A 24,053-nucleotide genomic window follows, 5' to 3' on the forward strand; every position below is an offset into this window, starting at 1 on the left:
CCGCCACCGGAGAGGATTTCAGTTTTGCGGCGGCCAGGTACGAGCAAATGCGACACGAGATGGGCGTGTTCGCGCTTCTCCCCTGCAGCCTGAAGTAGAATAGTCGCGTTACCTAGCGGCACATTAAGGAAACTTTAGCGCCAGCGCATCTATGGTCGTTGCCAAGCGAAGGCCGCGATTGGGGACGCGTCCTTCGTAAGATGATCCGAAATACGGCTGGTTCTCCCCCGGTCGGCGACATCTCGCACGCGCAAGTCTGCGACGGTTCCCAGGGGTAGAGTGAACAGAACATGCAGCCGGCAGCCGCCCAGACCGACCGAAACAGCGACATTGCAACAGCTGTTGTGACGACCATGCGCCAGCTCGGCGTGCTTGGTCTGCCGCGCAATTATGAGATCTTCTACGAAGCGCTGAAAGGCACCAATCGCGAACTCAGCCTTGCCGTCGTGGCGCTCGGCAACCGGCCGACGCAGGACGATCTCGACCGCATCGGCCGCGCCTTCTTTGCCCAGCACCATGGTCCAGGCATTGTCGAGCAGGCGCGCGATGTGCTGGCCAGGGAACTCGAGGATATCGCCTTGCTGCTGCGAAGCGAACGCAGCCATATCGAGAAATACGGCAAGATCCTCGATGAGACGTCGAGCGGCCTCGCCAACCGCAGCCTGCTTTCACAGGATCTGCTGCAGAAGGTCGCCAACGCCATGGCGGTCGCCACCAATTCGACCCTCGACCATGGCAGGCAGGTTGCCACCACGCTCAGCGACAAGACGGCGGAACTGGAGAGCGTCAAGTCGAAGCTCGAGGAGTACAAGCGGCTCGCCGACACCGATCCCTTGACCCATATCTGGAACCGCCGCGCCTTCGACAAGCAAATCACCGGGATTTACACCTCCAACAGGGGCATCCTGTTCAACGCGCTGATTCTTGCCGACATCGACCATTTCAAGGACATCAACGACCGCTACGGCCACCCGGTCGGTGACAAGATCATCCAGATCATCGCCGAAATCTTCCAGACCAGCATCCGTGAAGACATGTTCGTTGCCCGCACCGGCGGCGAGGAATTCGCGCTGATCATCGAGGGCGCCAGCGAGGATACCACCTACGAGATCGCCGAACGCATCCGCGTGCTGATCGAACAGACGCCCTTCACCAGCAGCCAGACCGGCACCAATTACGGCACGGTGACCGTTTCCATGGGCATCTGCATGGCTTCCGAGGCCGAAAGCCCGGAAGATCTCTACACCAAGGCGGATCGGGCGCTCTACCGCTCCAAGGTCGCCGGGCGCAACCGCGTCACCAGGCATTCGACAATGGCCGGCCGCACTGGCAAGAACTGGCTGCTCTACAAGAAAGACTGACGCTTCGGCGCACAGCCTATTCGCGGACGTGGGCAAATTTATCGAGCACGACCTCTTTCCATATGAATTTTCATGGCCTATATTTTCCATGGAAAGAGAGAGGCCATGTCTGTTTCACAACCCAATGCTGCCGCCAATGCAGCCGAAAACGCGGTTCTGACCAAGGCCACGCTGCGCGCCGCCGAGCTTATGGATATTACCGCCAGGACGCTGGCGTCGATCATCGGCGTCTCGGAAGCTACGGTTTCGCGCATGCGCAGGCAGGAATTCCTGCTCGAGCGCGGCACCAAGCCATTCGAACTCGCGGTGCTGTTCGTGCGGCTGTTCCGTTCGCTCGACGCCATTGTCGGCGGTGACGAGGCGATCGCCCGGGCATGGCTCAAGAACACCAACACGGCGTTCGACGGCAGCCCGCTTGAAAAGATCCTCACCATCACCGGGCTTGTCGATGTCATTGCCTATCTGGACTCCCGACGCGCTCTCGTCTGAAGCCGTACGGCTCGACGGCAAATACTGGCGCATGGTCGAGGCGCAGCACCGCGTCTCGACGCTGAAAATCGTCGACACGCTGGACGAACAGGCGCTGATCGAGGATCTGATCGAGGAGACCAAGCCGCAGATCCCCATGGAATGCCGGCATCTCCATTATCTCCTGGCGACGCCCTTTCGCTACGGCTCGATCTACCCTTACGGCTCGCGCTTCCGCCGCGCCGGCCGCACCCTGGGCGTCTATTACGCGGCGGAGACGATCATGACCGCCGTCGCCGAAATGGCCTTCTACCGCTTGCTGTTCTTTGCCGATTCGCCCGACACGCCGTGGCCGCACGACGCCGCCGAGTTCACCGCCTTCGCCGCGGCGATCCGCACCCACAAAGCTGTCGACTTGACGCGGCCACCGCTTGACCGCGACCAGGCTCAGTGGACGCATCCGACCGACTATGCCGCCTGCCAGGCCATTGCCGACGTTACGCGCGAGGCCGGGCTGGAAGCGATCCGCTACCGCTCGGCGCGTGATCCCAAAGGCGCCAACGTGGCGCTGCTGACATGCCGCGGCTTCGCCAAGGCCAAGCCGCTGGAGCCGCATACCTGGCGCATCCGGCTCGGCTCGTTCGGCGTGCAGGCGATCTGTGAGTTTCCGGAAAGGCGCATCGAGTTTTCCAGAACCGCTTTCGCCAATGATCCCCGGCTCAACGGCCTGCGTTGGGAACGCGGCCGCTGATCAACAAAAAAGCGCCGGATTTCGCCGGCGCTTTTTCTCTTCAGCCTGCAAACAGGTTCAACCGTTGGCTACCTGCTTGTGCTGGACCGGATGGCTCTTCTTCAACAGGTCGGAGACCAGGAACGCCAGCTCGATCGCCTGGTCGGCGTTGAGGCGCGGGTCGCAATGGGTGTGGTAGCGATCCTGCAACTCCTCGGCGGTGATGGCACGCGCCCCGCCGGTGCATTCGGTGACGTTCTTGCCGGTCATCTCGACATGGATGCCGCCAGGGTGCGTGCCCTCGGCGCGATGCACCTCGAAGAAGGTCTGCACTTCCTTGAGGATGCGGTCGAACGGCCGCGTCTTGTAGCCGGCAGCCTCGATCGTGTTGCCGTGCATCGGATCGGATGACCACACGACGCTGCGGCCTTCCTTCTGCACCGCGCGCACCAGCTTCGGAAGATGGTCGGCGACTTTGTCGGAGCCGAAGCGGGCAATCAGCGTCAGCCGGCCCGGCTCGTTCTCCGGATTGAGCAGGTCGATCAGTTCCAGCAAGCCATCCGGCGTCAGCGACGGGCCGCATTTGAGGCCGAGTGGGTTCTTGATGCCGCGGCAATATTCGACATGGGCATGATCGGGCTGGCGCGTACGGTCGCCGATCCAGATCATGTGGCCGGAGGTTGCATACCAGTCGCCCGAGGTCGAATCGATGCGGGTCAGCGCCTCTTCGTAGCCGAGCAGCAACGCCTCGTGGCTGGTGTAGAAATCGGTCTCGCGCAAGGCATAGTTGGTTTCCGAGGTGATGCCGACGGCCTTCATGAAATCCATCGTCTCGGTGATGCGGTTGGCGAGCTTGCCATATTTCTCGCCCTGCGGGCTGTCGGAGACGAACCCCAGCATCCAGCTATGCACGTTCTCCAGGCTGGCATAGCCGCCCTGGGCGAAGGCGCGCAACAGGTTGAGCGTCGCCGCCGACTGGCGGTAAGCCATCTCCTGGCGGGCCGGGTCGGGAATGCGCGATTTGGCGTCGAACTCGATGCCGTTGATGATGTCGCCGCGATAGCTCGGCAGCGTCACCTCGCCCTTGGTCTCGTTGTCGGACGAGCGCGGCTTGGCGAACTGGCCGGCAACGCGGCCGACCTTCACCACCGGCTGCGCGCCGGCGAAAGTCAGCACCACCGACATCTGCAGGAAGACGCGGAAGAAGTCGCGGATATTGTCCGCGCCATGCTCGGCGAAGCTCTCGGCGCAATCGCCGCCCTGGAGCAGGAATGCGTCACCGGCAGCGACAGCTGCAAGCTGCTTCTTCAGCTTGCGCGCCTCACCTGCAAAAACCAGCGGCGGAAAGGTGGCGAGCTGGGCTTCCGTGTTCTTCAGCGCGGCAAGGTCCGGATAGGCAGGAACCTGCTTGATCGGCTTTGCTCTCCAAGAATTCGGCGACCATTTCGTCATCGCTGCACCCAAACGCTCTTTCCAGCGAGCTGTTGCCCGCCATTCCCGCCCCATATGGGGATCGCGGCTCCATACACGAAGCCGATTTCCTATTCTAGACCGGAATTCAAGTGCTGGCGAATGCGCCAGGCAGGCTACGCCGCCTTCTCGACCAACCGCGCCAGCTGCGTCATGACGACCGCCGAGCCCGCCAGACGCTTCTCGGCTGTCGGCCAGTCGCGGATGAAGACCACGCTGTGGTCAGCCCTGATCTTGGCCAGCGAGCCCTGTTCGCCGATGTATTTGACCAGCCCGACCGGGTTGGAGAACTCGCGCTTGCGGAAATGGATGACGACACCCTTTGGCCCGGCATCGAGCTTTTCGACATTGGCCTTGCGGCAGAGCGCCTTGATGAAGACGATCTTCAAGAGATGCTTCACCTCTTCCGGCAGCGGACCGAAGCGGTCGATCAGTTCGGCGCCGAACGCATCGATCTCATCGGTATTTTCGAGATCGCCAAGGCGGCGATAGAGCGCCAGCCTGAGCTGCAGGTCCGGCACGTAGCTTTCCGGGATCATGACTGCCGTGCCGACGGCGATCTGCGGCGACCAGCCGCCATCCTGGACCTCGCCGGAATCCTTCACCTCGGCGACAGCCTCTTCCAGCATCTGCTGGTAGAGTTCGAAGCCGACCTCCTTGATGTGGCCGGACTGTTCTTCGCCCAGAAGATTGCCGGCGCCGCGGATATCGAGGTCATGGCTGGCGAGTTGGAAGCCGGCGCCGAGCGTGTCCAGCGACTGCAGCACTTTCAGCCGGCGCTCGGCCGTATCGGTGAGCTTGCGGTTGGCCGGGAGCGTGAACAGCGCGTAGGCGCGCACTTTGGAGCGGCCCACACGGCCGCGCAGCTGATAGAGCTGCGACAGGCCGAACATGTCGGCGCGATGGATGATCAGCGTGTTGGCGGTCGGGATATCCAGCCCGGATTCGACAATGGTCGTCGACAAAAGCACGTCGTATTGGCCGTCATAGAAGGCGTTCATGATGTCGTCGAGCTCGCCGGGCGGCATCTGGCCGTGGGCCACCGCGACTTTCAGCTCAGGCACGGATTCCCGCAGGAAATCATGGATTTCGGCGAGATCGCTGATGCGCGGCACGACATAGAAGGAATGGCCGCCGCGATAGCGCTCGCGCAGCAGCGTTTCGCGGATCACCAACGGATCGAAGGGCGAGATGAAGGTGCGCACTGCCATGCGGTCGACCGGCGGCGTGGCGATCAGCGACAGCTCGCGCACGCCGGTCAAGGCGAGCTGCAAGGTGCGCGGGATCGGCGTCGCCGACAGCGTCAGCACATGGACATCGGTCTTGAGGTCCTTCAGCCGTTCCTTGTGCTTGACGCCAAAGTGCTGCTCCTCGTCGATGATCAAGAGGCCGAGATTCTTGAACGAGATCGCCGAGCCCAGCAGCGCGTGGGTGCCGATGACGATGTCGACCTGGCCCTCGGCGATGCCCTTCTTGGTTTCCGCCAGTTCCTTGGCGCCGACCAGCCGCGAGGCTTGGGCGACGCGGATCGGCAGGCCGGAGAAGCGCTGCGAAAACGTCTTGAAATGCTGGCGCGACAACAGCGTCGTCGGCACGACGACCGCCACCTGAAACCCTTCCATCGCCGCGATGAAGGCGGCGCGCAGCGCCACTTCGGTCTTGCCGAAGCCGACATCGCCGCAGATCAGCCGATCCATCGGCTTGCCGGCGCCGAGATCGTCCATGACGGAATCGATCGCGCCCTGCTGGTCGTCGGTCTCCTCATAGGGGAAGCGCGCCGAGAACTCGCCATAAAGCCCTTCCGCCGGCACCATGGTGGGGGCCGAGCGCATCTGCCGCTCGGCGGCGATGCGGATCAGCTGCCCGGCCATGTCGAGCAGCCGTTTCTTCAGCCGCGCCTTGCGCGACTGCCAGGCGCCGCCGCCGAGCTTGTCCAGCGATGCTTCCGCCGAATCCGAGCCGTAGCGCGACAGAAGCTCGATGTTTTCCACCGGCAGGAACAGCCGGTCGTCGCCGGCATAGTGGATCTCCAGGCAGTCATGCGGCGCGCCGACCGCCTCGATGGTGCGCAGGCCGATGAAGCGGCCAATGCCGTGGTCGGTGTGGACGACGATATCGCCGGCCGACAGCGACGACGCCTCGGCGATGAAGTCGGACGCGCGCTTCTTGCGCTTGGAACGGCGGATCAGCCGGTCGCCGAGAATGTCCTGCTCGGCGATGACGACCAGCTGTTCGGTCTCGAAGCCGGATTCCAATGGCAGCACCGCAAGTGCGGCCTGTCCGGGCTCGAGCTTTTCAACCTCGGCCAGCGTCGCTACCGGCACGAGATTGCCGAGATGATGCTCGGCCAGGATCTGGCCCAGACGGTCAAGCGAACCTTCGGTCCAGCCGGCGACAATGACGCGGCGGCGCGCCGCGCGCTCGTTGGCAATGTGCTTTACGACAACGTCGAAGACGTTGGCGTTGGGGTCGGCTCGTTCCTCGGCAAAGCTGCGGCCATGGCGCGAACCGCCATGGAAGACCTTTTTGGCGCCGACGTCAGGCGCGTCAAAGGCAGTGAAGTCGATGGCTTCGCGCGGTCCAAGCGACGCGACGAGGTTTTCCGGGGAGAGATAGAGCAAGTCCGGCGCCACCGGCTTGTAGGGCACGGCATCCTTCAAGGCGGCATCCGCTTGTTTGCGGCGCGCTTCGTAGTGATCCAGGATCAGCGTATGGCGCTCGGCCAGCGCCTCATGCGCCAGATGGTCGAAGATGACGGGCGCATTCGGCAGATAGTCGAACACGGTCTCCAGCCGCTCATAGAAGAGCGGCAGCCAATGCTCCATGCCGGCAAAGCGCCGGCCCTCGCTGACGGCTGCATAGAGCCCGTCGTCGCGCTGCGGCGCGCCAAAGGCCTCGATATAGGAGCGGCGGAAGCGGCTGATGGTTTCAGGCGTCAGCGCCACTTCGCTCATCGCTTGCAGCGCCATCGACTTGCGCTGGCCGGTGGTGCGCTGGGTGGCGGCATCGAAGACGCGGATCGATTCCAGCGTGTCGCCGAAGAAGTCGAGCCGAAGAGCCTCGGTCCAGCCGGGCGCGTAGAGGTCGAGGATGCCGCCGCGCACCGCGAACTCGCCGATACCGCGCACCGTCGGCACACGCTCGAAGCCGGAAATCTCCAGCCGCGACACCAGCGCGTTCATGTCGATCTGGTTGCCGGGCCTGGCGTGAAAGGTCTGCGCTTCGACCAGATCGGCCGGCGGGATGCGCTGCAGCAGCGCATTGGCCGTGGTCAGGATCACCGCGCGATGCGGCTTTTTTGCCAGCGCGATCATCGCCGTCAGCGCATCGAGCCGCTTGGCGGCGGCGTCCGAACCGGGCGAGACGCGGTCGTAGGGCAGACAGTCCCAGGCCGGCAGCTCCAGCACCGGCAGGCCGGGCGAAGCGAAAGTCAGTGCTTCCGTGATCGCCGGCAGGCGCTGGCCGTCGCGCGCAACGAACAGCACGGGCTTGTCAGGCGCGATCTCATGGATCGCCTGCACCAGCGCAAAGGCTTCGTAGCCGTCGGCGACGCCATCGACGATGAACTGGCCGGCGCGGCCTTTCGGCAGACCGATTTTGGGAATGAGGCTCATGAAATCACGGTCTTGGTTGTCGCAATTCCGGACGGAAAACCGCTTCGCACTTTTCCTGGAATTGCTTGTGTTCAGAATGTCATGGTCCGGCGCGATGCCAGGATCTTTTGCAGGACGGCACAGTCGACATCCCCGGGAACCGGGCGCTCGCCGGTGACCATGGGCAGGAATTCGGTGTCGGGAATGTCGAGGAGCCTTTCATATTGGTCGATTTCGTCGCCGGTCAAGGCGCCGATCTCGGCATCGGCAAAGGTGCCAAGGATAAGGTCCATCTCGCGCATGCCGCGATGCCAGGAGCGGAACAACAACTTGCGACGCCTGATATCCAGCCCCTCGCTCGATCGTTTCGTCCCGGTCATCGTGCCGCATCCTCGCTTAGTGCGGCGCATATAGCGTGGATAGAGGGCGGTGTCAGCCTTGCAACAGCCGGGTGGGCGTCTAAACATCCGCACGTGGCCAACGCTCCTGACAACACCTCCCTCTGTCCTGGCGGATATCGCCGGAGCGCCACCCTCCCCCTTGTGGGGAGGGTCGGCGAGCACGCTTCGCAAGGCGAAGCGGGTGAGACGGGATGGGGGTACGGCGCTGACCTACCGACTTCCTCGAAAGTTAGACGCGCACCGACCCCCACCCCGCTCCGCTTCGCGGATCGACTTGCCGGGGCGAGCCACGCGTCTCGCCCGTCCTACGGACCCCCACAAGGGGGAGGGTAAGGCATGCGACCTTCCCTGCTCGATCCGCTGTTCGTCCCGATCACCTCGCTTGCCGGCGTCGGGCCGAAGGTCGGCGCGCTGATCGAGAAGGTCGTGACGGCCGATCTTGGCGAGCGGCCGGCACGCGCCGGCGACCTGTTGTTCGTGCTGCCGCACACCGTCATCGACCGCCGCAACCGGCCGGGCATCGCGCTCGCGCCGGCAGGCGCCATCGTCACGCTCGACGTGCGCATCGACCGTCACCAGCCGCCGCCGCGCGGCAACCGCTCGGTGCCCTACCGCGTCTATGCCCATGACGACACCGGCGAGATCGGGCTGACCTTCTTCCACGCCCATGCCGCCTATCTCGAAAAGGCGATGCCGGTGGGCGAGCATGTCGTCGTCTCCGGCCGCATGGAGTGGTTCAACGGCCGCCCGACCATGGTCCATCCCGACCATATCGCCCTGGTCAGCGAAGCGGAAACCCTGCCCCTGGTCGAGCCGGTCTATCCGCTCACCGCCGGCCTTTCGGGCAAGGTGCTGCGCCGCGCCATCGGCCAGGCGCTGGGAAGGCTGCCGGAGTTGCCGGAATGGCAGGACGGTGCCTTCATGCGCAAGCAGACTTTTCCGGCCTTTGGCGACGCACTCGCCGGCATCCATCATCCCTCGGACCCGATCGATGTCGCCATCGAGGGGTCGGCATGGCGCCGCCTCGCCTATGACGAATTTCTCGCCGGCCAGGTGTCGCTGGCGCTGGTGCGGGCAAAAGTGCGCCGCCTGTCGGGCCGACCGCTGATCGGCGACGGCCGCATTGTCGAGAAACTGCGTGCGGCCCTGCCCTATTCATTGACCGGCAGCCAGGAATTCGCACTCGCCGAAATCAACGCCGATCTCGCCGACCCCGAACGCATGCTGCGCCTGCTGCAGGGCGATGTCGGCTCCGGCAAGACGGTGGTGGCGCTGCTTGCCATGGCGCGCGCCGTCGAGGCCGGCGGACAGGCAGCGCTGATGGCGCCGACCGAAATCCTGGCGCGCCAGCATCTGGCAACGATCACGCCGCTGGCCGAACAGGCCGGCCTGCGTGTCGCCATCCTGACCGGCCGGGAGAAGGGCCGCGAGCGCACCGAAACGCTGGCAGGCCTTGCCAGCGGCGACATCGACATCGTCGTCGGCACCCATGCGCTGTTTCAGGAAACGGTGACCTATCACGACCTCGTCTTTGCCGTCGTCGACGAGCAACACCGCTTCGGCGTCCACCAGCGGCTTGCCATCACCGCCAAGGGCGACGCGCCCGACATGCTGGTGATGACGGCGACTCCGATCCCGCGCACTCTGGTGCTGACCGCTTTCGGCGACATGGACGTCTCCAAGCTGACGGAAAAACCGGTCGGCCGCCAGCCGATCCGTACCGTCACTCTGCCGCTGGAGCGGCTGGACGAACTGGTCGGCCGCATGCTCGACGCCGTTGCTGACGGCCAGAAGATCTACTGGATCTGCCCGCTGGTCGAGGAATCCGAAGAGATCAAGCTGATGTCGGCCGAGGACCGTTTTGCCTCGCTGCAACCTTTGTTCGGCGACCGCATCGGCCTCGTCCATGGCCGCATGAAGGGCGCCGAAAAGGACGAGGCGATGCGCGCCTTCAAGGTCGGCGAGACCCGCATCCTGATCGCCACCACGGTGATCGAAGTCGGCGTCGACGTGCCGGATGCCACGATCATGGTCATCGAGCATGCCGAGCGTTTTGGTCTGGCGCAACTGCACCAGCTGCGCGGCCGCGTCGGGCGCGGCGACAAGCCCTCCTCCTGTGTGCTGCTCTACAAGGACCCGCTCGGCGAGACGGCAAAGCGTAGGCTGTCGGTGATGCGCGAGACCGAAGACGGTTTTTTGATCGCCGAGGAGGATCTGAAACTGCGCGGCGAAGGCGAGCTGCTTGGCACCCGCCAGTCCGGCACGCCGGGTTTCCAGGTAGCGCGCATCGAGGCGCATGCCGACCTCTTGGAAGCCGCCCGCGACGATGCGCGGCTGATCCTGTCGCGCGATCCGGAACTGCAATCCGAACGCGGCGAAGCGCTGAGGCTGTTGCTTTACTTGTTTGGCCGCGACGAGGCGGTGCGGCTCTTGCGCGCCGGCTGAGCCAGGGCTTCGACCGAAGGGTTGGCAAGTGCGCTCTCGAGCGGCTCACCGTTGAGGTCGACGAGCCTGGTCTTGACCTCGGGCGCTACCAGGCCGGCCGAAACGATCAGTCTGGCGCCGTCCTCGATCGTCATGTCGAGCAACACAATGTCGGATTTCAGCACATACATCAGGAAGCCGGTGGTCGGGTTCGGTGTGCACGGCATGAACACGGCGATCATCGGGTCGCCCTCCCGGTCGAGCTTCTGGTTGATCTCGGTCTCCTTCTCGCTGGCGACGAAGACCAGCGACCAGACGCCCTTGCGCGGATATTCGACCAGCCCGACCTGGCGGAACATGTCGCCCTTGTTCGACAGCACCGTCTGGAAAATCTGCTTCAGCGAACCATAAATGCCGCGCACCAGCGGCATGCGGCCCAGCAGCCGCTCGCCGAAATTGACGATGGCGCGGCCGACGATGTTGGCGGTCATGAAGCCGATCAGCGTGATCAGGATGAGCGCCACGATCAGGCCGAAACCCGGAACCGGAAACGGCAGATAGGTGTCGGGGCTGTAGCGCGCCGGAATATACGGTTTCACCCAGGAATCGACCCAGCCGACGAACGACCAGGCGATATAGGCAGTGATCGCCAGCGGCGCGCAGACGATGAAGCCTGTGAGGAAATAGTTCCTCAGCCGGGTCATGCCTGAAGTTCTGGGAGCATCGGACATGATTCACCGGAGGCGCGGGTTGCAGCGCAACATTAGTGAAGCGGAAGGCGCTTTGGAACTGCGAAGTTTTTAAAGACCGCCTATGAGCGCTGACTACTCCACCGTCACCGATTTCGCCAGATTGCGCGGCTGGTCGACGTCGGTGCCCATGAAGACAGCGGCGTAATAGGCCAGCATCTGGATCGGCAGCGCGTAGATGATCGGCGAGATGATTTCCGGCACGTCGGGCAGGATGATGGTCTCCATCGTCTTGACGCTGACCTGCGCCGCGCCCTTGGCATCGGTGATCAGGATGATCTTGCCGCCGCGCGCCGCCACTTCCTGCATGTTCGACACGGTCTTTTCGAAGATGCGGTCATGCGGCGCGATGACGATCACCGGCATGTTCTCGTCGATCAGCGCGATTGGGCCGTGCTTCAGCTCGCCGGCGGCGTAGCCTTCGGCGTGGATGTAGGAGATTTCCTTGAGCTTYAGCGCGCCTTCCATGGCCAGTGGGAAATTGGTGTCGCGGCCGAGATAGAGCACGTCCTTGTAGCGCGAGATTTCACGCGCRATGCGCTCGATCTGCTCTTCGAGCTTCAGCACYTGGTTGGCGTAGCGCGGCGCTTCCGAAAGCGCGCGCACCAGCGTCTTCTCCTCGTCCTTCGAGATCGTGCCGCGCGCCACGCCGGCGCGCACCGCCAGCGACGCCAGCACCGAAAGCTGGCARGTGAAAGCCTTGGTCGAGGCGACGCCGATCTCCGGCCCGGCRAGCGTCGGCAGCACGACATCGGATTCGCGCGCCATGGTCGATTCGCGCACATTGACGATGGCGCCGATCTTCATGCCGGCCTTGCGGCARTAGCGCAGYGAGGCAAGCGTGTCGGCGGTCTCSCCCGACTGCGAGATGAAGAAGGCGGCATCATCAGCCGACAGCGGCATTTCGCGGTAGCGGAATTCGGAGGCGACATCGATGTCGACCGGCAGCCGCGCATAGCGCTCGAACCAGTATTTTGAGATCAGGCCGGCGAGATAGGCGGTGCCGCAGGCCGAGATCGCCARSCGGCCGATCTTGGCGAAATCGAACGGCAGCTCCAGCGGCTTCGACACGCCGGAGACGAAATCGACATAATGCGCCAGCGTGTGCGAGATCACTTCCGGCTGCTCATGGATTTCCTTCTCCATGAAATGGCGGCGGTTGCCCTTGTCGACCATGAAACTGGTCGACAGCGACTGCTGGCGCTTGCGATCGACCTTTTTGCCGTCGATGTCGAAGATGGTGACGCCGTTGCGGCGCACCACCGCCCAGTCGCCGTCTTCGAGATAGGTGATCGAATTGGTGAACGGTGCGAGCGCGATGGCGTCGGAGCCCAGAAACATCTCGCCGTCGCCATGGCCGACGGCCAGAGGCGGGCCGTTGCGGGCGCCAACGATGAGGTCCTCGTCGCCCGTGAACATGATGGCCAGCGCAAAGGCGCCTTCCAGCCGCTTCAGCGCCTGGTGCGCGGCCTCGACCGGCTTCAGCCCTTTGGCCAGTTCCCGCGCCACCAGATGCGCCACGACCTCGGTGTCGGTCTGCGACGAGAAGACGTAGCCATCGCGGATCAATTCGTCACGCAGTTCGGCGAAATTCTCGATGATGCCGTTGTGGACGATGGCGACGCCGTTGGAAAAATGCGGATGCGCGTTGGTCTCATTGGGCACGCCATGGGTGGCCCAGCGCGTGTGGCCGATGCCGATCGTGCCATCGAGCGGCTCGTCCTTCAGCCGCCGTTCGAGGTTGATCAGCTTGCCTTCGGCGCGGCGTCGCCCGAGCGCGCCTTTCTCGACGGTGGCGACACCGGCCGAGTCATAGCCGCGATACTCCAGCCGTTTCAAAGCGTCGACAATGAGCGGCGCGACCTGGTGCTGGCCGACAATTCCGACGATACCGCACATGCGCCTGCCCCCGATTCCCATGGAAAACCAGCGCTATCTAGGGATTGCCGGCCCGCCGCGAAAGTCACTTTGCGTTTCGTCTGGTGTAACGGAACGCTTGTCAACCCGCTGCACCATGGCAGACCGCTCTTGCAATCCGGTTACTGCAATCACTCGATTTTTCAGGCGTCTGGTTCTCGTTTTCGCAATATCTGGCTAAGGTCCGGCCATGATGAGCCAAGCCACCGTCACACTCTGGCGTCCTGTCGGACCGAAGGAACTGGAATTGATCAAGGCGTCAGGGATGCGGGAATTCCCGCCGCGCCTGCCGACCAGCCGATTTTCTATCCGGTTTTGACCGAGGCCTATGCGACTCAGATCGCGCGCGACTGGAACGTGCCGGCCAGCGGCTCGGGATTCGTCACCCGCTTCGACGTGCTGAAAAGCGTCCTCGACCGCTATAAAGTCGAACATGCCGGCAGCAGGGCGCATCTGGAATACTGGATTCCGGCCGAAGACCTCGCCGATTTCAACAAGGCGATCGTCGGCCGGATCGAGGTGACGGCCAGCTTCGGCAAGGTTGCTACCGACTGACCGCTAGTGGTCGGCAGCGGCTTTCTTTTTCGCCGCAGCCGAAGCAAAGCGCTCGCGCAATTCCTTGCCCTTGCCGGGGATCGTCTTCTGGCGGGCGCGGCCAAAAGCCAGCGCATCGTCGGGCACGCTTTGGGTGATCACGCTGCCCGAGGCGATGTAGCCGCCTTTGCCGATGGTCACCGGCGCCACCAGCGACGAGTTTGAGCCGATGAAGGCGCCCTCGCCGATATCGGTGAAGAATTTCGAGTAGCCATCATAGTTGCAGGTGATGGTGCCGGCGCCGATATTGGCGCCCGCACCCACTCGTGCGTCGCCGATATAGGTCAGATGGTTGACCTTGGCGCCTTCCTCGATAACCGCCTGCTTGACCTCGCAGAAATTGCCGACCTTGGCCTTGTTGCGGAGATCGGCGCCCGGCCGCAACCGCGCGAACGGCCCGACGTCACAGTTGGAGGCAATGGTTGCGCCCTCGATGTGACTGAAGGCGTGGATTTTCACGCCGCCAGCGATCTTCACGCCCGGGCCGAACCAGACATTGGGTTCGACGATGGTGTCGGCGCCGATTTCCGTGTCATGCGAGAAATACACGCTTTCGGGCGCAATCAGCGTAACGCCGGACAGCATAACCTCGTGCCGCCGACGCTGTTGCCAGATGCCTTCTGCCTGCGCCAGCTCGGCCCGATTGTTGATGCCGAGCGCGCTCTCGAAGCTGGCTTCAGTGGCAACGACATCAAGGCCTTTCGCGCCGGCGATCTCGACGATGTCGGTCAGATAATACTCGTCCTTGGCGTTTTTGTTGCCGACCCGGTCGAGCAGATCGAGCGCATGCTTGCCGGCCACCGCCATCATGCCGGCATTGCAAAAGCCGATCTTTTTCTCCTCGGCGCTGCAATCCTTCTCTTCGCGGATGGCGTTGAGCTTGCCGCCTGTTTCGATCAGCCGGCCATAGCCGGTCGGGTTGGGCGGACGGAACCCGATCACCACCACAGCGGCTCCTTCGGCCAGCTTTTGCCGCGCGTTCGCGAGCGCCTCGGCCTCGATCAGCGGCGTGTCGCCAAACATCACGAGAATATCGTCATAACCCTTTGATATCGCATCGCGCGCGGCCAGCACGGCATGCGCGGTGCCCAAGCGCTTCTCCTGCAGGAAAGTCTCGGCCTTGGGCGCGAATTTCGCCGTCGCCTTGCGCATCTCATCGGCGCCATGGCCGATCACCAGCGCCTGGCTGCCGGCGCCGGCGGCTTCCGCTGCCTTCACCACATGCGCGACCATCGGAAGCCCGGCGATCTGGTGCAACACCTTCGGCAGCGCGCTCTTCATGCGCGTGCCTTCGCCGGCGGCGAGGATGACGGACAGGCAGGATCTCAGGCTCATGGAAGGACAACCGTATGAAGGGGATCAGGAATCGCAGAGTGGTAGCATCTGGCGCCATGCTGCATCAATGCGGTTAAATTCCGGTGAGACCATAGAGCAGCTGACTCTTAATCAGCGGGTCCACAGTTCAATCCTGTGCGCACCCACCAATCTTTCCAAAGGCTTGGTGGAGATTCGGGAATGCACCAAAAAATGGTGCAACCAAATGGCAACCAGACGACTAGGAACTGCCAGTTACTTAGGGGGTGAGCAAGCTACGATCCGCACGAATGATGTGGCATAATTGGCTGTTGCCCGACTTTGGGGACGTTGCATTCGATCCGTGTGGCACAAGATGTATCATCATATCCTGATCCCCACCGATGGCTCGGAAAGATCCGAGAATGCCGTTGCGCACGGCGTTGGCCTCGCCGCGGCCCTGAACGCACAAGTAACTATTCTTACGGTGGAAGCCCCGTTGCATTCGGTCGCATCCGACCCCACGCCAGTCGTCGAGATCCCTGGGGCGGCCGAATTCATTCATAAGTTTTTGCATGGAAAGGCGGAGGAGTATCTCGCTTCCGCCGCAGCCGTCGCGGCAGCCAGTCAGGTGTCCTTCGAGACTGTCCACATCAAGCATGAGCATTGCTTCGCCGCTATCATCGAAACGGCTGAAGCCAGGGGCTGCGATCTCATCGTCATGTCATCACATAGGCGAAGTGGGATATCGGCAGTGCTGCTCGGAAGCGTAACGCTCAAGGTGCTGACGCACAGCAACATCCCTGTGCTTGTTCACCGTTCGTAGAGTTGGTCGCGTGTTGCCGTGTGCCAACTCCCAATGCGCTCGCGCCGCTACATTTCCACACCCAAGCAGAAGTTCGTACCACAGCGGTAATGCAGGAGAGATTCTGGCCGAGGCGATCTCAACGTATTATGAACAGTTCTATAGCAATGCATAGTCTATCTCACTGGAAGCTAGAGCTAGCATTGAGATAAACACCAACAATGAATTTTCGATCAATCTTCACTTGAGGGGATCATTACTGATGTTTGGGATCGAAAGGACGATGCCAAGTAGTCTGACAACACCACTTTTGAGCACCTATCCCAGCCGTCCCAGCACCGGGAAATTCTCCAACAGCCAGTACGACACCGTCTGCACCCCACCGGTGAGGAAGAACACGCCGGCGACGACCAGCAGCGCGCCGATGGCTTTTTCGACACGGCCGAGATGGACGCGGAATTTGCCGAGGAAACGCATGAAGGCGCCGGAAAACAGCGCCGCGATCAGGAACGGGATGCCGAGGCCGAGCGAATAGGCGGCGAGCAGCAGCGCGCCTTCGCCCACCGTCTCGCGGCCGCCGGCCAGTGTCAGGATCGGCCCCAGCACCGGGCCGATGCACGGCGTCCAGCCGAAGGCGAAGGCCAGGCCCATGACATAGGCGGCGACCATGCTGGCCGGCTTGCCTTGCGACTGGAAGCGCGCCTCGCGCGACAAAAGTGGAATGCGCAAGATGCCGAGGAAATTCAGCCCCATCAAGATGATCAGCACGCCGGCCGCCATCGCCAGCTGCTCCTGCCAGACACGCAGCCAATGGCCTATGGTCGAGGCCCCGGCGCCGAGCGCGACAAAGACGGTGGAAAAACCGAGCACGAAGGCGATGGAAGAATAAAGCAATGCCCCGCGCGCGCCGGCCTTGGCGGTTACGCCGGCATTGTCGCCGCGAAAGTCGTCGACCGACACGCCGGCCATGTAACAGAGGTAGGGCGGCACCAGCGGCAGCACGCACGGTGACAGGAACGAGATGGCCCCCGCCCCGACCGCGCTGACATAGCCGATGTCCAATGCCATCCCGAAACTCCAAATTCGCTGGCGCCGATATAGCGATGCAAAACTATGTTCGCCAATCACCATCGTGTGGCATTTGGCTACAGGTACGGCTCGGCCGGAGGAATTGTTACCGGCCCATCGTCAGATGACCAAGCCAGGGAAGAAACGCCCCTCGCCTAGCGTTCACAGAGCGAAGCCGCGATTTCTGCGCGCTTCTTCGGATACCCAGGGAGATTTCCATGAAAACGATCACTGTTGGCCTGGCCGCGCTTTTGCTCAGCACCGCTGCATCCTTCGCCGCCGAAGCCTGGAAGGAAGCCGAAGTCAACGGCACCAAGATCTACACCGATGCCAACGGCATGACGCTCTATACCTATGACAAGGACGAGAAGGGCAAGAGCAATTGCTACGATAAATGCGCCACCAACTGGCCGCCGCTGAAGGCCGAAGATGGCGCCAAGCCGGACGACGAATGGACCATCGTCGACCGCACCGACGGCACCAAGATGTGGGCCTATGACGGCAAGCCGGTCTACACCTTCATCAAGGACAAGAAGGCTGGTGACGTCACCGGCGACGGCGTCGGCGAAGTCTGGCACATCGTCAAGGCCGACTGATCGTTCGAATCTCTCCCGCGCCTGACCGGCGGGACTCTGGCTGCCGGCTCCAAGCGACCCGGCGGCCGGTTTCGTTTTGCGGCACCTTGCAAAGACGGACCACGCGCAACCTCCGTGTCGTTTGCGCAAGACTTGACGCCCAAACCGGACGTCCCCGAATTCTGTGATTTTCTCCATACACTCTTAGAGTGTATTGCGTCAGACGTGCCGGCAATTTGGCCGCCTCCCCTTGACCGGATGCAAAAGCGCGGCCATGTGAGCGGCAAATAGAACGAGATTTCGTCGCGCGCAGCGGAATCCTTCTGCCGCACCACAGCTGATATGAGAACTCATGGACGTCGTCGTCGTCGAATCGCCGGCCAAGGCAAAGACAATCAACAAGTACCTCGGCAAGAACTATAAGGTTCTGGCCTCGTTCGGCCATGTCCGCGATCTGCCGGCCAAGGATGGCTCGGTGCGTCCGGACGAGGATTTCGCCATGTCCTGGGCGGTCGACACCGCATCCGGAAAGCGGCTCGCCGACATCGCCAAGGCGGTCAAGGACGCCGATGGGCTGATCCTCGCCACCGACCCGGATCGCGAGGGCGAAGCCATCTCCTGGCACGTGCTGGAAGTTCTGAAGCAGAAGCGCGCGTTGAAGGACAAGCCGGTCAGCCGCGTCGTCTTCAACGCCATCACCAAATCGTCGGTGCTGGAAGCGATGGCCAATCCGCGCCAGATCGATGGACCGCTGGTCGATGCCTATCTCGCCCGCCGGGCGCTCGACTATCTCGTCGGCTTCACACTGTCGCCGGTGCTGTGGCGCAAATTGCCGGGCGCTCGCTCGGCCGGCCGTGTCCAGTCGGTGGCGCTGCGTCTGGTCTGCGACCGCGAATCCGAAATCGAGCGGTTCATTCGCGAGGAATACTGGCAGATCGCCGCTCTGCTGGGCACGCCGCGCAACGAGAATTTCGAGGCGCGGCTGACCGCTTTCGAGCGCAAGAAGCTGCAGAAGCTCGATATCGCCAACAAGGCGCAGGCCGACGACATCAAGGGCATGCTTGAGGGCGCAACCTTTAAGGCGCTGTCGGTGGAAGCCAAGCCGACCCGGCGCAATCCCGGCCCGCCCTTCACCACCTCGACGCTGCAGCAGGCGGCCTCGTCGGGCCTCGGCTTTTCGGCCACGCGCACCATGCAGGTGGCGCAGCGCCTCTATGAAGGCATGGAGATCGGCGGCGAGACCACCGGCCTGATCACCTATATGCGAACCGACGGCGTGCAGATGGCGCCCGAGGCGATCGACGCCGCCCGTGACGCCATCGCCAAGGAATTCGGCCCCAAATATCTGCCGGAAAAGCCGCGTCAGTACACGACCAAGGCCAAGAACGCCCAGGAAGCACACGAGGCGATCCGCCCGACCGATTTCATGCGCACCCCGGCTTCGGTCAGGCAGTATCTCGATTCCGATCAGCTGCGGCTTTACGAGCTGATCTGGAAGCGCGCCATCGCCAGCCAGATGCAGTCGGCCGAGATCGAGCGCACCACGGTCGAAATCGAGGCGGTCAACGGCGCGCGCACGGCGGAGCTTCGCGCCGTCGGTTCGGTCGTCCGCTTCGACGGCTTCATTGCCGCCTACACCGACCAGAAGGACGATGACGCGGAGGACGAGGAAAACCGCCGCCTGCCCGAGATTCGCGCCGGCGAGCAGCTCGCTCGCCAGGCCATCAACGCCACCCAGCACACCACCGAGCCACCGCCGCGCTATTCCGAGGCGTCGCTGATCAAGAAACTGGAAGAGCTCGGCATAGGCAGGCCGTCGACCTACACCGCGATCCTGAAGACGCTGGAAGACCGTGACTACGTCACCATCGACAAGCGCCGGCTGGTGCCGCAGGCCAAGGGCCGGCTGTTGTCGGCCTTTCTCGAAAGCTTCTTCGAGCGCTATGTCGAATATGACTTCACCGCATCGCTTGAGGAAAAGCTCGACGAGATTTCCGACGGCAAGCTCGCCTGGAAGGACGTGCTGCGCGACTTCTGGAAGGATTTTTCCGGCGCGGTCGCCGACATCAAGGAACTGCGCGTCACCGACGTGCTCGACGCGCTGAACGAGGAACTGGCGCCGCTGGTGTTCCCCGCCCGCGAAGACGGTTCCAATCCGCGCATCTGCCCGAAATGCGGCACCGGCAATCTGTCTCTGAAGCTCGGCAAGTTCGGCGCCTTCGTCGGCTGCTCGAACTATCCGGAATGCTCGTTCACCCGCCAGCTCGGCGACGCCGCCAACCCGAATGGCGAGAATGGCGGCGGCGAGGACGGCACCAAGGTACTGGGCAAGGACCCCTACACATCAGAGGAAATCACACTGCGCTCAGGCCGCTTCGGCCCCTATATCCAGCGCGGCGACGGCAAGGAAGCCAAGCGCTCCAGCCTGCCCAAGGGTTGGACGCCGGATACAATCGACCATGAGAAGGCGCTCGCTTTGCTCTCTTTGCCGCGCGATGTCGGCAAGCATCCGGAGTCGGGCAAGATGATCTCGGCCGGGCTCGGCCGCTACGGTCCGTTCGTGCTGCATGACGGCACCTATGCCAATGTAGACAGCATCGAGGACGTGTTCTCGATCGGCCTCAACCGCGCCGTGTCGGTCATCGCCGAGAAGCAGCTGAAGGGCAAAGGCGGCCGCAATGGCGGCACTGCCGCAGCACTCAAGGAGCTCGGCGACCATCCCGACGGCGGCGGCAAGATCGTCGTGCGCGACGGCAAATACGGACCTTACGTCAATTACGGCAAGGTCAATGCGACCCTGCCCAAGGGCAAGGATCCACAGTCGGTGACGGTCGAGGACGCGCTGGCGTTGATTGCCGAGAAGGAAGCCAAGGGCGGTGGCGGCAAGAAGCCATTCCGCAAGGCGGCAGCGGCCAAGGCGCCTGCAGCCAAGAAAACCACAGCCAAGAAGTCGGCGACCAAGAAGCCGGCGGCGAAGAAAAAGGGATAGCAGCGTGGCGCGCAGGATCACCGGTAGAAGCCACGGCGATCCGCGCACCGCCGACACCAGGGCCAAGGTCAAGGACGACTACCGGCCCTCGCGTGACGAAATCCTGCGCTACATCGCCGAAAATCCCGACCGCGCGGGAAAGCGCGACATCGCCAAGGCGTTCGCGCTGCGCGGCGACGACCGCATCTGGCTGAAGGACATTCTGCGCGACCTGCAGGACGAAGGCGTGCTGACCAAGGAGCGCAAGCGGCTGGCCCGTGTCGGCGCCCTGCCGCATGTCGCCATACTCGACATTTTTGGCCGCGACGGCGACGGCATCTTGCTGGCGCATCCGGCCGAGGCCGTGGGCCCGGGCGAACCGCCCGTCGTCTCGATCCGCGTCTCGCGCGGTGGCAATGGCCCGGCGCCAGGCATTGGTGACCGCGTGCTGGCCAAAACCTTCCCGACCGATGAGCCGACCGGCCCCGCCTATACCGGCCGCGTGATGAAGATTTTCGAGAAACGGACCGATGCCGTGCTCGGCGTCTTCCGCATCCTTAAGGACGGCACTTTCCGCATCGAGCCGGTGGAACGGCGCCAACCCGAGCTGATCGTCGACAAGGAATTCCAGAACGGCGCCAGGAACGGCGACCTGGTCGAGGTCGAACCAGCGCGCGCCTCCCGCTACGGCCTGCCGCGCGCAAAAGTGCTGGCGGTGCTGGGTTCGCTGACCAGTGAAAAGGCGGTCTCGATGATCGCCATCCATGCCCATGACATTCCGCATATTTTCCCGGCCGACGTCATCGCCGAATCCGAAGCGATCAAGCCGGCGACGCTTGCTCACCGCGAGGACTGGCGCGACCTGCCGCTGGTCACCATCGACCCAGCCGACGCCAAGGACCATGACGATGCGGTGTTCGCCACGCCGGACCTCGACGAAAAGAACCCGGGCGGCGTGATTGCCACCGTGGCGATCGCCGATGTGGCGGCCTATGTCCGCTATGGCACCGCACTCGACCGCGAGGCGCTGAAGCGCGGCAATTCGGTCTATTTCCCTGACCGCGTCGTGCCGATGCTGCCCGAGCGCATCTCCAACGACCTCTGTTCGCTGCGCGAAGGCCAGGACCGTCCAGCGCTGGCCGTGCGCATGACCTTCTCGGCCGATGGCCGCAAGCTGCGACATACCTTCCACCGCGTCATGATGAAGTCGGCGGCCAAGCTCGCCTACCCGCAGGCTCAGGCCGCGATAGACGGCGTGCCGGACGACAAGACCGGCCCGATCCTAGACACGGTGCTGAAGCCGCTGTGGGACGCCTACGCCATCCTCAAGCGCGGCCGCGATGGCCGCCAGCCGCTGGAGCTCGATTTGCCCGAGCGCAAGATTATGCTCAAGCCGGACGGCACGGTCGACCGCGTCATCGTCCCGGAACGGCTGGACGCGCACAAGCTCATCGAAGAATTCATGATCCAGGCCAATGTCGCCGCTGCCGAGACGCTTGAAGCGAAGAAACAGGCGCTGGCCTACCGCGTGCATGACGCGCCGTCACTGGCCAAGCAGGAATCGCTGCGCGAGTTCCTGCAGACGCTCGGCCTGTCGCTGGCGCGCGGCGCACAGATGCGGCCCGCCCAGTTCAACGGCATCCTCGAGCGCGTGCGCGGCGCCGACAATGAGGGGCTGGTCAACGAGGTTGTGCTGCGATCGCAGAGCCAGGCCGAATACTCGCCCAAGAACATCGGCCATTTCGGCCTCAACCTGAAGCGCTACGCGCACTTCACCTCGCCGATCCGCCGCTATGCCGATCTGATCGTGCATCGGGGACTGATTGCCGCACTCGGGCTTGGCCCGGGCGGCTTGACGCAGGATGAGGAGGCGCGGCTGGAAGACGTGGCGGTGCTGATCTCCGGTACCGAGCGCCGCGCCATGGCGGCGGAGCGCGACACGGTCGACCGGCTGATCGCCGCCTATCTCGCCGAGCGCATCGACGACCGGTTTGACGCGCGCATCTCCGGCGTCACCAAGGCAGGACTATTTGTCCAATTGCCGCAGTTTGGCGCGGATGGTTTCATCCCGGTGTCAAGTCTGAACGGCGATTACTATATATACGACGAAACCGCGCGATCGCTGTTCGGAGAACGCACCGGCAAGGGTTATCAGCTTGCCGACCGCGTCGAGGTTCGCCTGATCGAGGTGGCGCCGATGGCTGGCGCGATGCGGTTCGAAATGCTGACCGACCCGAAGCCCCTGCCCGGCTCCAAGAGGTCGTTTCACAAGGCAAAAGGCCGCGCCCGCGCGTCGCAATCGCGCCCGGGGTCACGCGGCAGGAGGCGGTAAATGCCGAAAGAATTAGGGATGGCAAGCGAACTGGGGATCCAGGAACAGGTTTTCGGCGGTGAACATCATTCGGGCCGGGTCGCCCGCCCGCTATGGACGGCGATGAAGCGCGGCGCGCTTGGCCGCTGCCCGCATTGCGGCGAAGGCAAACTGTTTGCCGGCTTCACCAAGAGCGTCGATAAATGCAGTGTCTGCGGCGAGGAGCTTTATCACCACCGCGCCGACGACCTGCCCGCCTATCTCGTCATCGTCATTGTCGGCCACATCGTTCTCGGCGCCTTTATGGCTGTCGAGGCGACCTCGACGCTCTCCATGTGGCAGCACATCGCCATCTGGGTGCCGCTGACCATCGTGCTGTCGGTCGCTCTGCTGCAACCGGTCAAGGGCGCCGTCATCGGACTGCAATGGGCGCTCTATATGCACGGCTTCGGCGGCGAAAAGGACGGGACCGAGCCACGTCCCGGAACTTGACCCGCATCGGGCAATGTCGCCTGGCGCAACATGCCGACCGTGAAAGGCCACTTTCGTTTGCCAAAAGTTTCCGCTAGGTCCTGCGCATGGAAGGTATGACCAAGGCGGAAGTCGACAGGATGGAGCGGGGCACGATCGCCCATAGCGGCCAGCCGATGCGTCCCCGCGACGCCGCGACCCTGATCCTGCTGGAACGCCAGGGCGACGAGGTGCTGGTGCTGATGGGCCGGCGCCATGCCGGCCACGCTTTCATGCCCGGCAAATTCGTCTTTCCCGGCGGCCGCACCGATCCGGCCGACAGCCGCATTGCCGTTGCCACAGTGCTTCATCCCGAGGAAGAAGCCAAGCTCACCGCCGGCGTAGGCCGCATCAGCCCATCGCGGGCCCGCGCCATCGCGCTCTCGGCCATCCGCGAGACCTATGAGGAAGCCGGCCTGCTCATCGGTTGCAAGGCCGCCTTCGCAACGGACAAGCGCGACTGGCAGGGCTTTGTAGAGCACGGCGTCCAGCCTTCGTTGGCGCCGCTTCGCTTCGTCGCCCGCGCCATCACCCCGCCCAATCGCGTGCGTCGTTTCGACACAAGGTTCTTCAGCGCCTGGCGCAGCGACGTCGCCGTCGAGGTGCCGGGTGGCGGTCCGACCAATGAGCTGGAAGAACTGGTCTGGTTGCCGCTTGCCAAGGCCAGAGAGGCCGATATCCCCGACATCACCCGGACGATCCTGCAGGAGCTGGAAAAGCGGCTTGCCGACGATCCGCTGCTGCGCCCCGGTGGCTCCGCGCCGTTCTACCGGCTTGTCCGCAACCGCTTCGTTCGCGAAATTCTTTAGCCCCCGA

General features: G+C 63.4%; 17 protein-coding genes and 1 pseudogene. 11 read left to right on the plus strand and 7 right to left on the minus strand.

What is annotated here, in order from left to right; genetic code table 11:
- Nucleotides 1-290: 290 nt before the first annotated feature.
- The 3 genes from AC1D1N_RS24335 (at nucleotide 291) to AC1D1N_RS24345 (ending at nucleotide 2,580) form a co-directional block, all read left to right on the plus strand.
- Nucleotides 291-1,361, plus strand: a complete 1,071-nt coding sequence (locus AC1D1N_RS24335) for a GGDEF domain-containing protein (protein WP_477351539.1) — start codon at nucleotides 291-293, stop codon at nucleotides 1,359-1,361.
- A gap of 105 nt (nucleotides 1,362-1,466) precedes the next feature.
- The gene (locus AC1D1N_RS24340; protein WP_436260154.1) at nucleotides 1,467-1,850 is read left to right on the plus strand and encodes an MbcA/ParS/Xre antitoxin family protein; all 384 of its coding nucleotides are present in this window, start codon (nucleotides 1,467-1,469) and stop codon (nucleotides 1,848-1,850) included.
- Nucleotides 1,810-2,580, plus strand: coding sequence for an RES family NAD+ phosphorylase (locus AC1D1N_RS24345; protein WP_436260155.1), 771 nt, complete (start codon nucleotides 1,810-1,812; stop codon nucleotides 2,578-2,580). The genes AC1D1N_RS24340 and AC1D1N_RS24345 overlap by 41 nt, the downstream gene beginning before the upstream one ends.
- Nucleotides 2,581-2,637: 57 nt before the next feature.
- Here AC1D1N_RS24345 and AC1D1N_RS24350 read toward each other — a convergent pair whose 3' ends face one another.
- The 3 genes from AC1D1N_RS24350 to AC1D1N_RS24360 all read right to left on the minus strand — a co-directional run bounded on the left by AC1D1N_RS24350 (nucleotide 2,638) and on the right by AC1D1N_RS24360 (nucleotide 8,002).
- Nucleotides 2,638-4,011, minus strand: coding sequence for a class II 3-deoxy-7-phosphoheptulonate synthase (locus tag AC1D1N_RS24350; RefSeq protein ID WP_436260156.1), 1,374 nt, complete (start codon nucleotides 4,009-4,011; stop codon nucleotides 2,638-2,640).
- 134 nt (nucleotides 4,012-4,145) lie between these two features.
- Nucleotides 4,146-7,643: a transcription-repair coupling factor gene (gene mfd / locus AC1D1N_RS24355; protein WP_477351542.1), complete on the minus strand. Its 3,498-nt coding sequence runs from the start codon at nucleotides 7,641-7,643 to the stop codon at nucleotides 4,146-4,148.
- A 71-nt stretch (nucleotides 7,644-7,714) separates the two neighbouring features.
- The gene (locus AC1D1N_RS24360; RefSeq protein ID WP_436260158.1) at nucleotides 7,715-8,002 is read right to left on the minus strand and encodes a succinate dehydrogenase assembly factor 2; all 288 of its coding nucleotides are present in this window, start codon (nucleotides 8,000-8,002) and stop codon (nucleotides 7,715-7,717) included.
- Nucleotides 8,003-8,359: 357 nt separating this feature from the next.
- Here AC1D1N_RS24360 and recG point away from each other — a divergent pair, with 357 nt between their 5' ends.
- Nucleotides 8,360-10,468: an ATP-dependent DNA helicase RecG gene (gene recG / locus AC1D1N_RS24365; RefSeq protein WP_436260159.1), complete on the plus strand. Its 2,109-nt coding sequence runs from the start codon at nucleotides 8,360-8,362 to the stop codon at nucleotides 10,466-10,468.
- Here recG and AC1D1N_RS24370 read toward each other — a convergent pair.
- Together AC1D1N_RS24370 and glmS are read right to left on the minus strand one after the other, a co-directional pair.
- Nucleotides 10,420-11,178: a DUF502 domain-containing protein gene (locus AC1D1N_RS24370; RefSeq protein WP_352557568.1), complete on the minus strand. Its 759-nt coding sequence runs from the start codon at nucleotides 11,176-11,178 to the stop codon at nucleotides 10,420-10,422. The genes recG and AC1D1N_RS24370 overlap by 49 nt on opposite strands.
- A 93-nt stretch (nucleotides 11,179-11,271) precedes the next feature.
- The gene (gene glmS / locus AC1D1N_RS24375) at nucleotides 11,272-13,095 is read right to left on the minus strand and encodes a glutamine--fructose-6-phosphate transaminase (isomerizing) (protein ID WP_477351545.1); all 1,824 of its coding nucleotides are present in this window, start codon (nucleotides 13,093-13,095) and stop codon (nucleotides 11,272-11,274) included.
- Between the two features lie 208 nt (nucleotides 13,096-13,303).
- Between glmS and AC1D1N_RS24380 the strand changes: the two are divergent.
- Nucleotides 13,304-13,668: pseudogene (locus tag AC1D1N_RS24380) on the plus strand (ADP-ribosylation/crystallin J1).
- A 3-nt stretch (nucleotides 13,669-13,671) separates the two neighbouring features.
- Here AC1D1N_RS24380 and glmU read toward each other — a convergent pair.
- Nucleotides 13,672-15,042 (minus strand): bifunctional UDP-N-acetylglucosamine diphosphorylase/glucosamine-1-phosphate N-acetyltransferase GlmU, encoded by a 1,371-nt coding sequence (glmU, locus tag AC1D1N_RS24385; protein WP_477351547.1) that lies wholly within the window; start codon nucleotides 15,040-15,042, stop codon nucleotides 13,672-13,674.
- Between the two features lie 334 nt (nucleotides 15,043-15,376).
- On the opposite strand from glmU, the gene AC1D1N_RS24390 reads away from it, so the two are divergent.
- Entirely contained in the window at nucleotides 15,377-15,826 is a 450-nt protein-coding gene (locus AC1D1N_RS24390) for a universal stress protein (RefSeq protein ID WP_352557565.1), read from the plus strand.
- 297 nt (nucleotides 15,827-16,123) lie between these two features.
- Here the strand turns inward: AC1D1N_RS24390 and AC1D1N_RS24395 are convergent, their stop codons facing one another.
- The gene (locus AC1D1N_RS24395; protein WP_477351549.1) at nucleotides 16,124-16,873 is read right to left on the minus strand and encodes a cytochrome c biogenesis CcdA family protein; all 750 of its coding nucleotides are present in this window, start codon (nucleotides 16,871-16,873) and stop codon (nucleotides 16,124-16,126) included.
- Nucleotides 16,874-17,091: 218 nt separating this feature from the next.
- Here AC1D1N_RS24395 and AC1D1N_RS24400 point away from each other — a divergent pair, with 218 nt between their 5' ends.
- From AC1D1N_RS24400 to AC1D1N_RS24420, 5 genes are all read left to right on the plus strand, one after another.
- Complete coding sequence (locus AC1D1N_RS24400) at nucleotides 17,092-17,469, plus strand: COG4315 family predicted lipoprotein (protein WP_477351551.1); 378 nt, start codon at nucleotides 17,092-17,094, stop codon at nucleotides 17,467-17,469.
- A 331-nt stretch (nucleotides 17,470-17,800) separates the two neighbouring features.
- On the plus strand, nucleotides 17,801-20,437 hold the full coding sequence (gene topA, locus AC1D1N_RS24405; protein ID WP_477351553.1) for a type I DNA topoisomerase: 2,637 nt from the start codon (nucleotides 17,801-17,803) through the stop codon (nucleotides 20,435-20,437).
- Nucleotides 20,438-20,441: 4 nt separating this feature from the next.
- A complete protein-coding gene (rnr, locus tag AC1D1N_RS24410) occupies nucleotides 20,442-22,748 on the plus strand; it encodes a ribonuclease R (protein WP_477351555.1) in 2,307 nt (768 codons plus the stop codon).
- An 18-nt stretch (nucleotides 22,749-22,766) separates the two neighbouring features.
- On the plus strand, nucleotides 22,767-23,219 hold the full coding sequence (locus tag AC1D1N_RS24415) for a DUF983 domain-containing protein (RefSeq protein WP_477351679.1): 453 nt from the start codon (nucleotides 22,767-22,769) through the stop codon (nucleotides 23,217-23,219).
- Between the two features lie 86 nt (nucleotides 23,220-23,305).
- Nucleotides 23,306-24,046 (plus strand): NUDIX hydrolase, encoded by a 741-nt coding sequence (locus tag AC1D1N_RS24420; protein ID WP_477351557.1) that lies wholly within the window; start codon nucleotides 23,306-23,308, stop codon nucleotides 24,044-24,046.
- Nucleotides 24,047-24,053 lie beyond the last annotated feature (7 nt).

The sequence above is a fragment of the Mesorhizobium sp. P2_B5 genome, assembly GCF_056404775.1.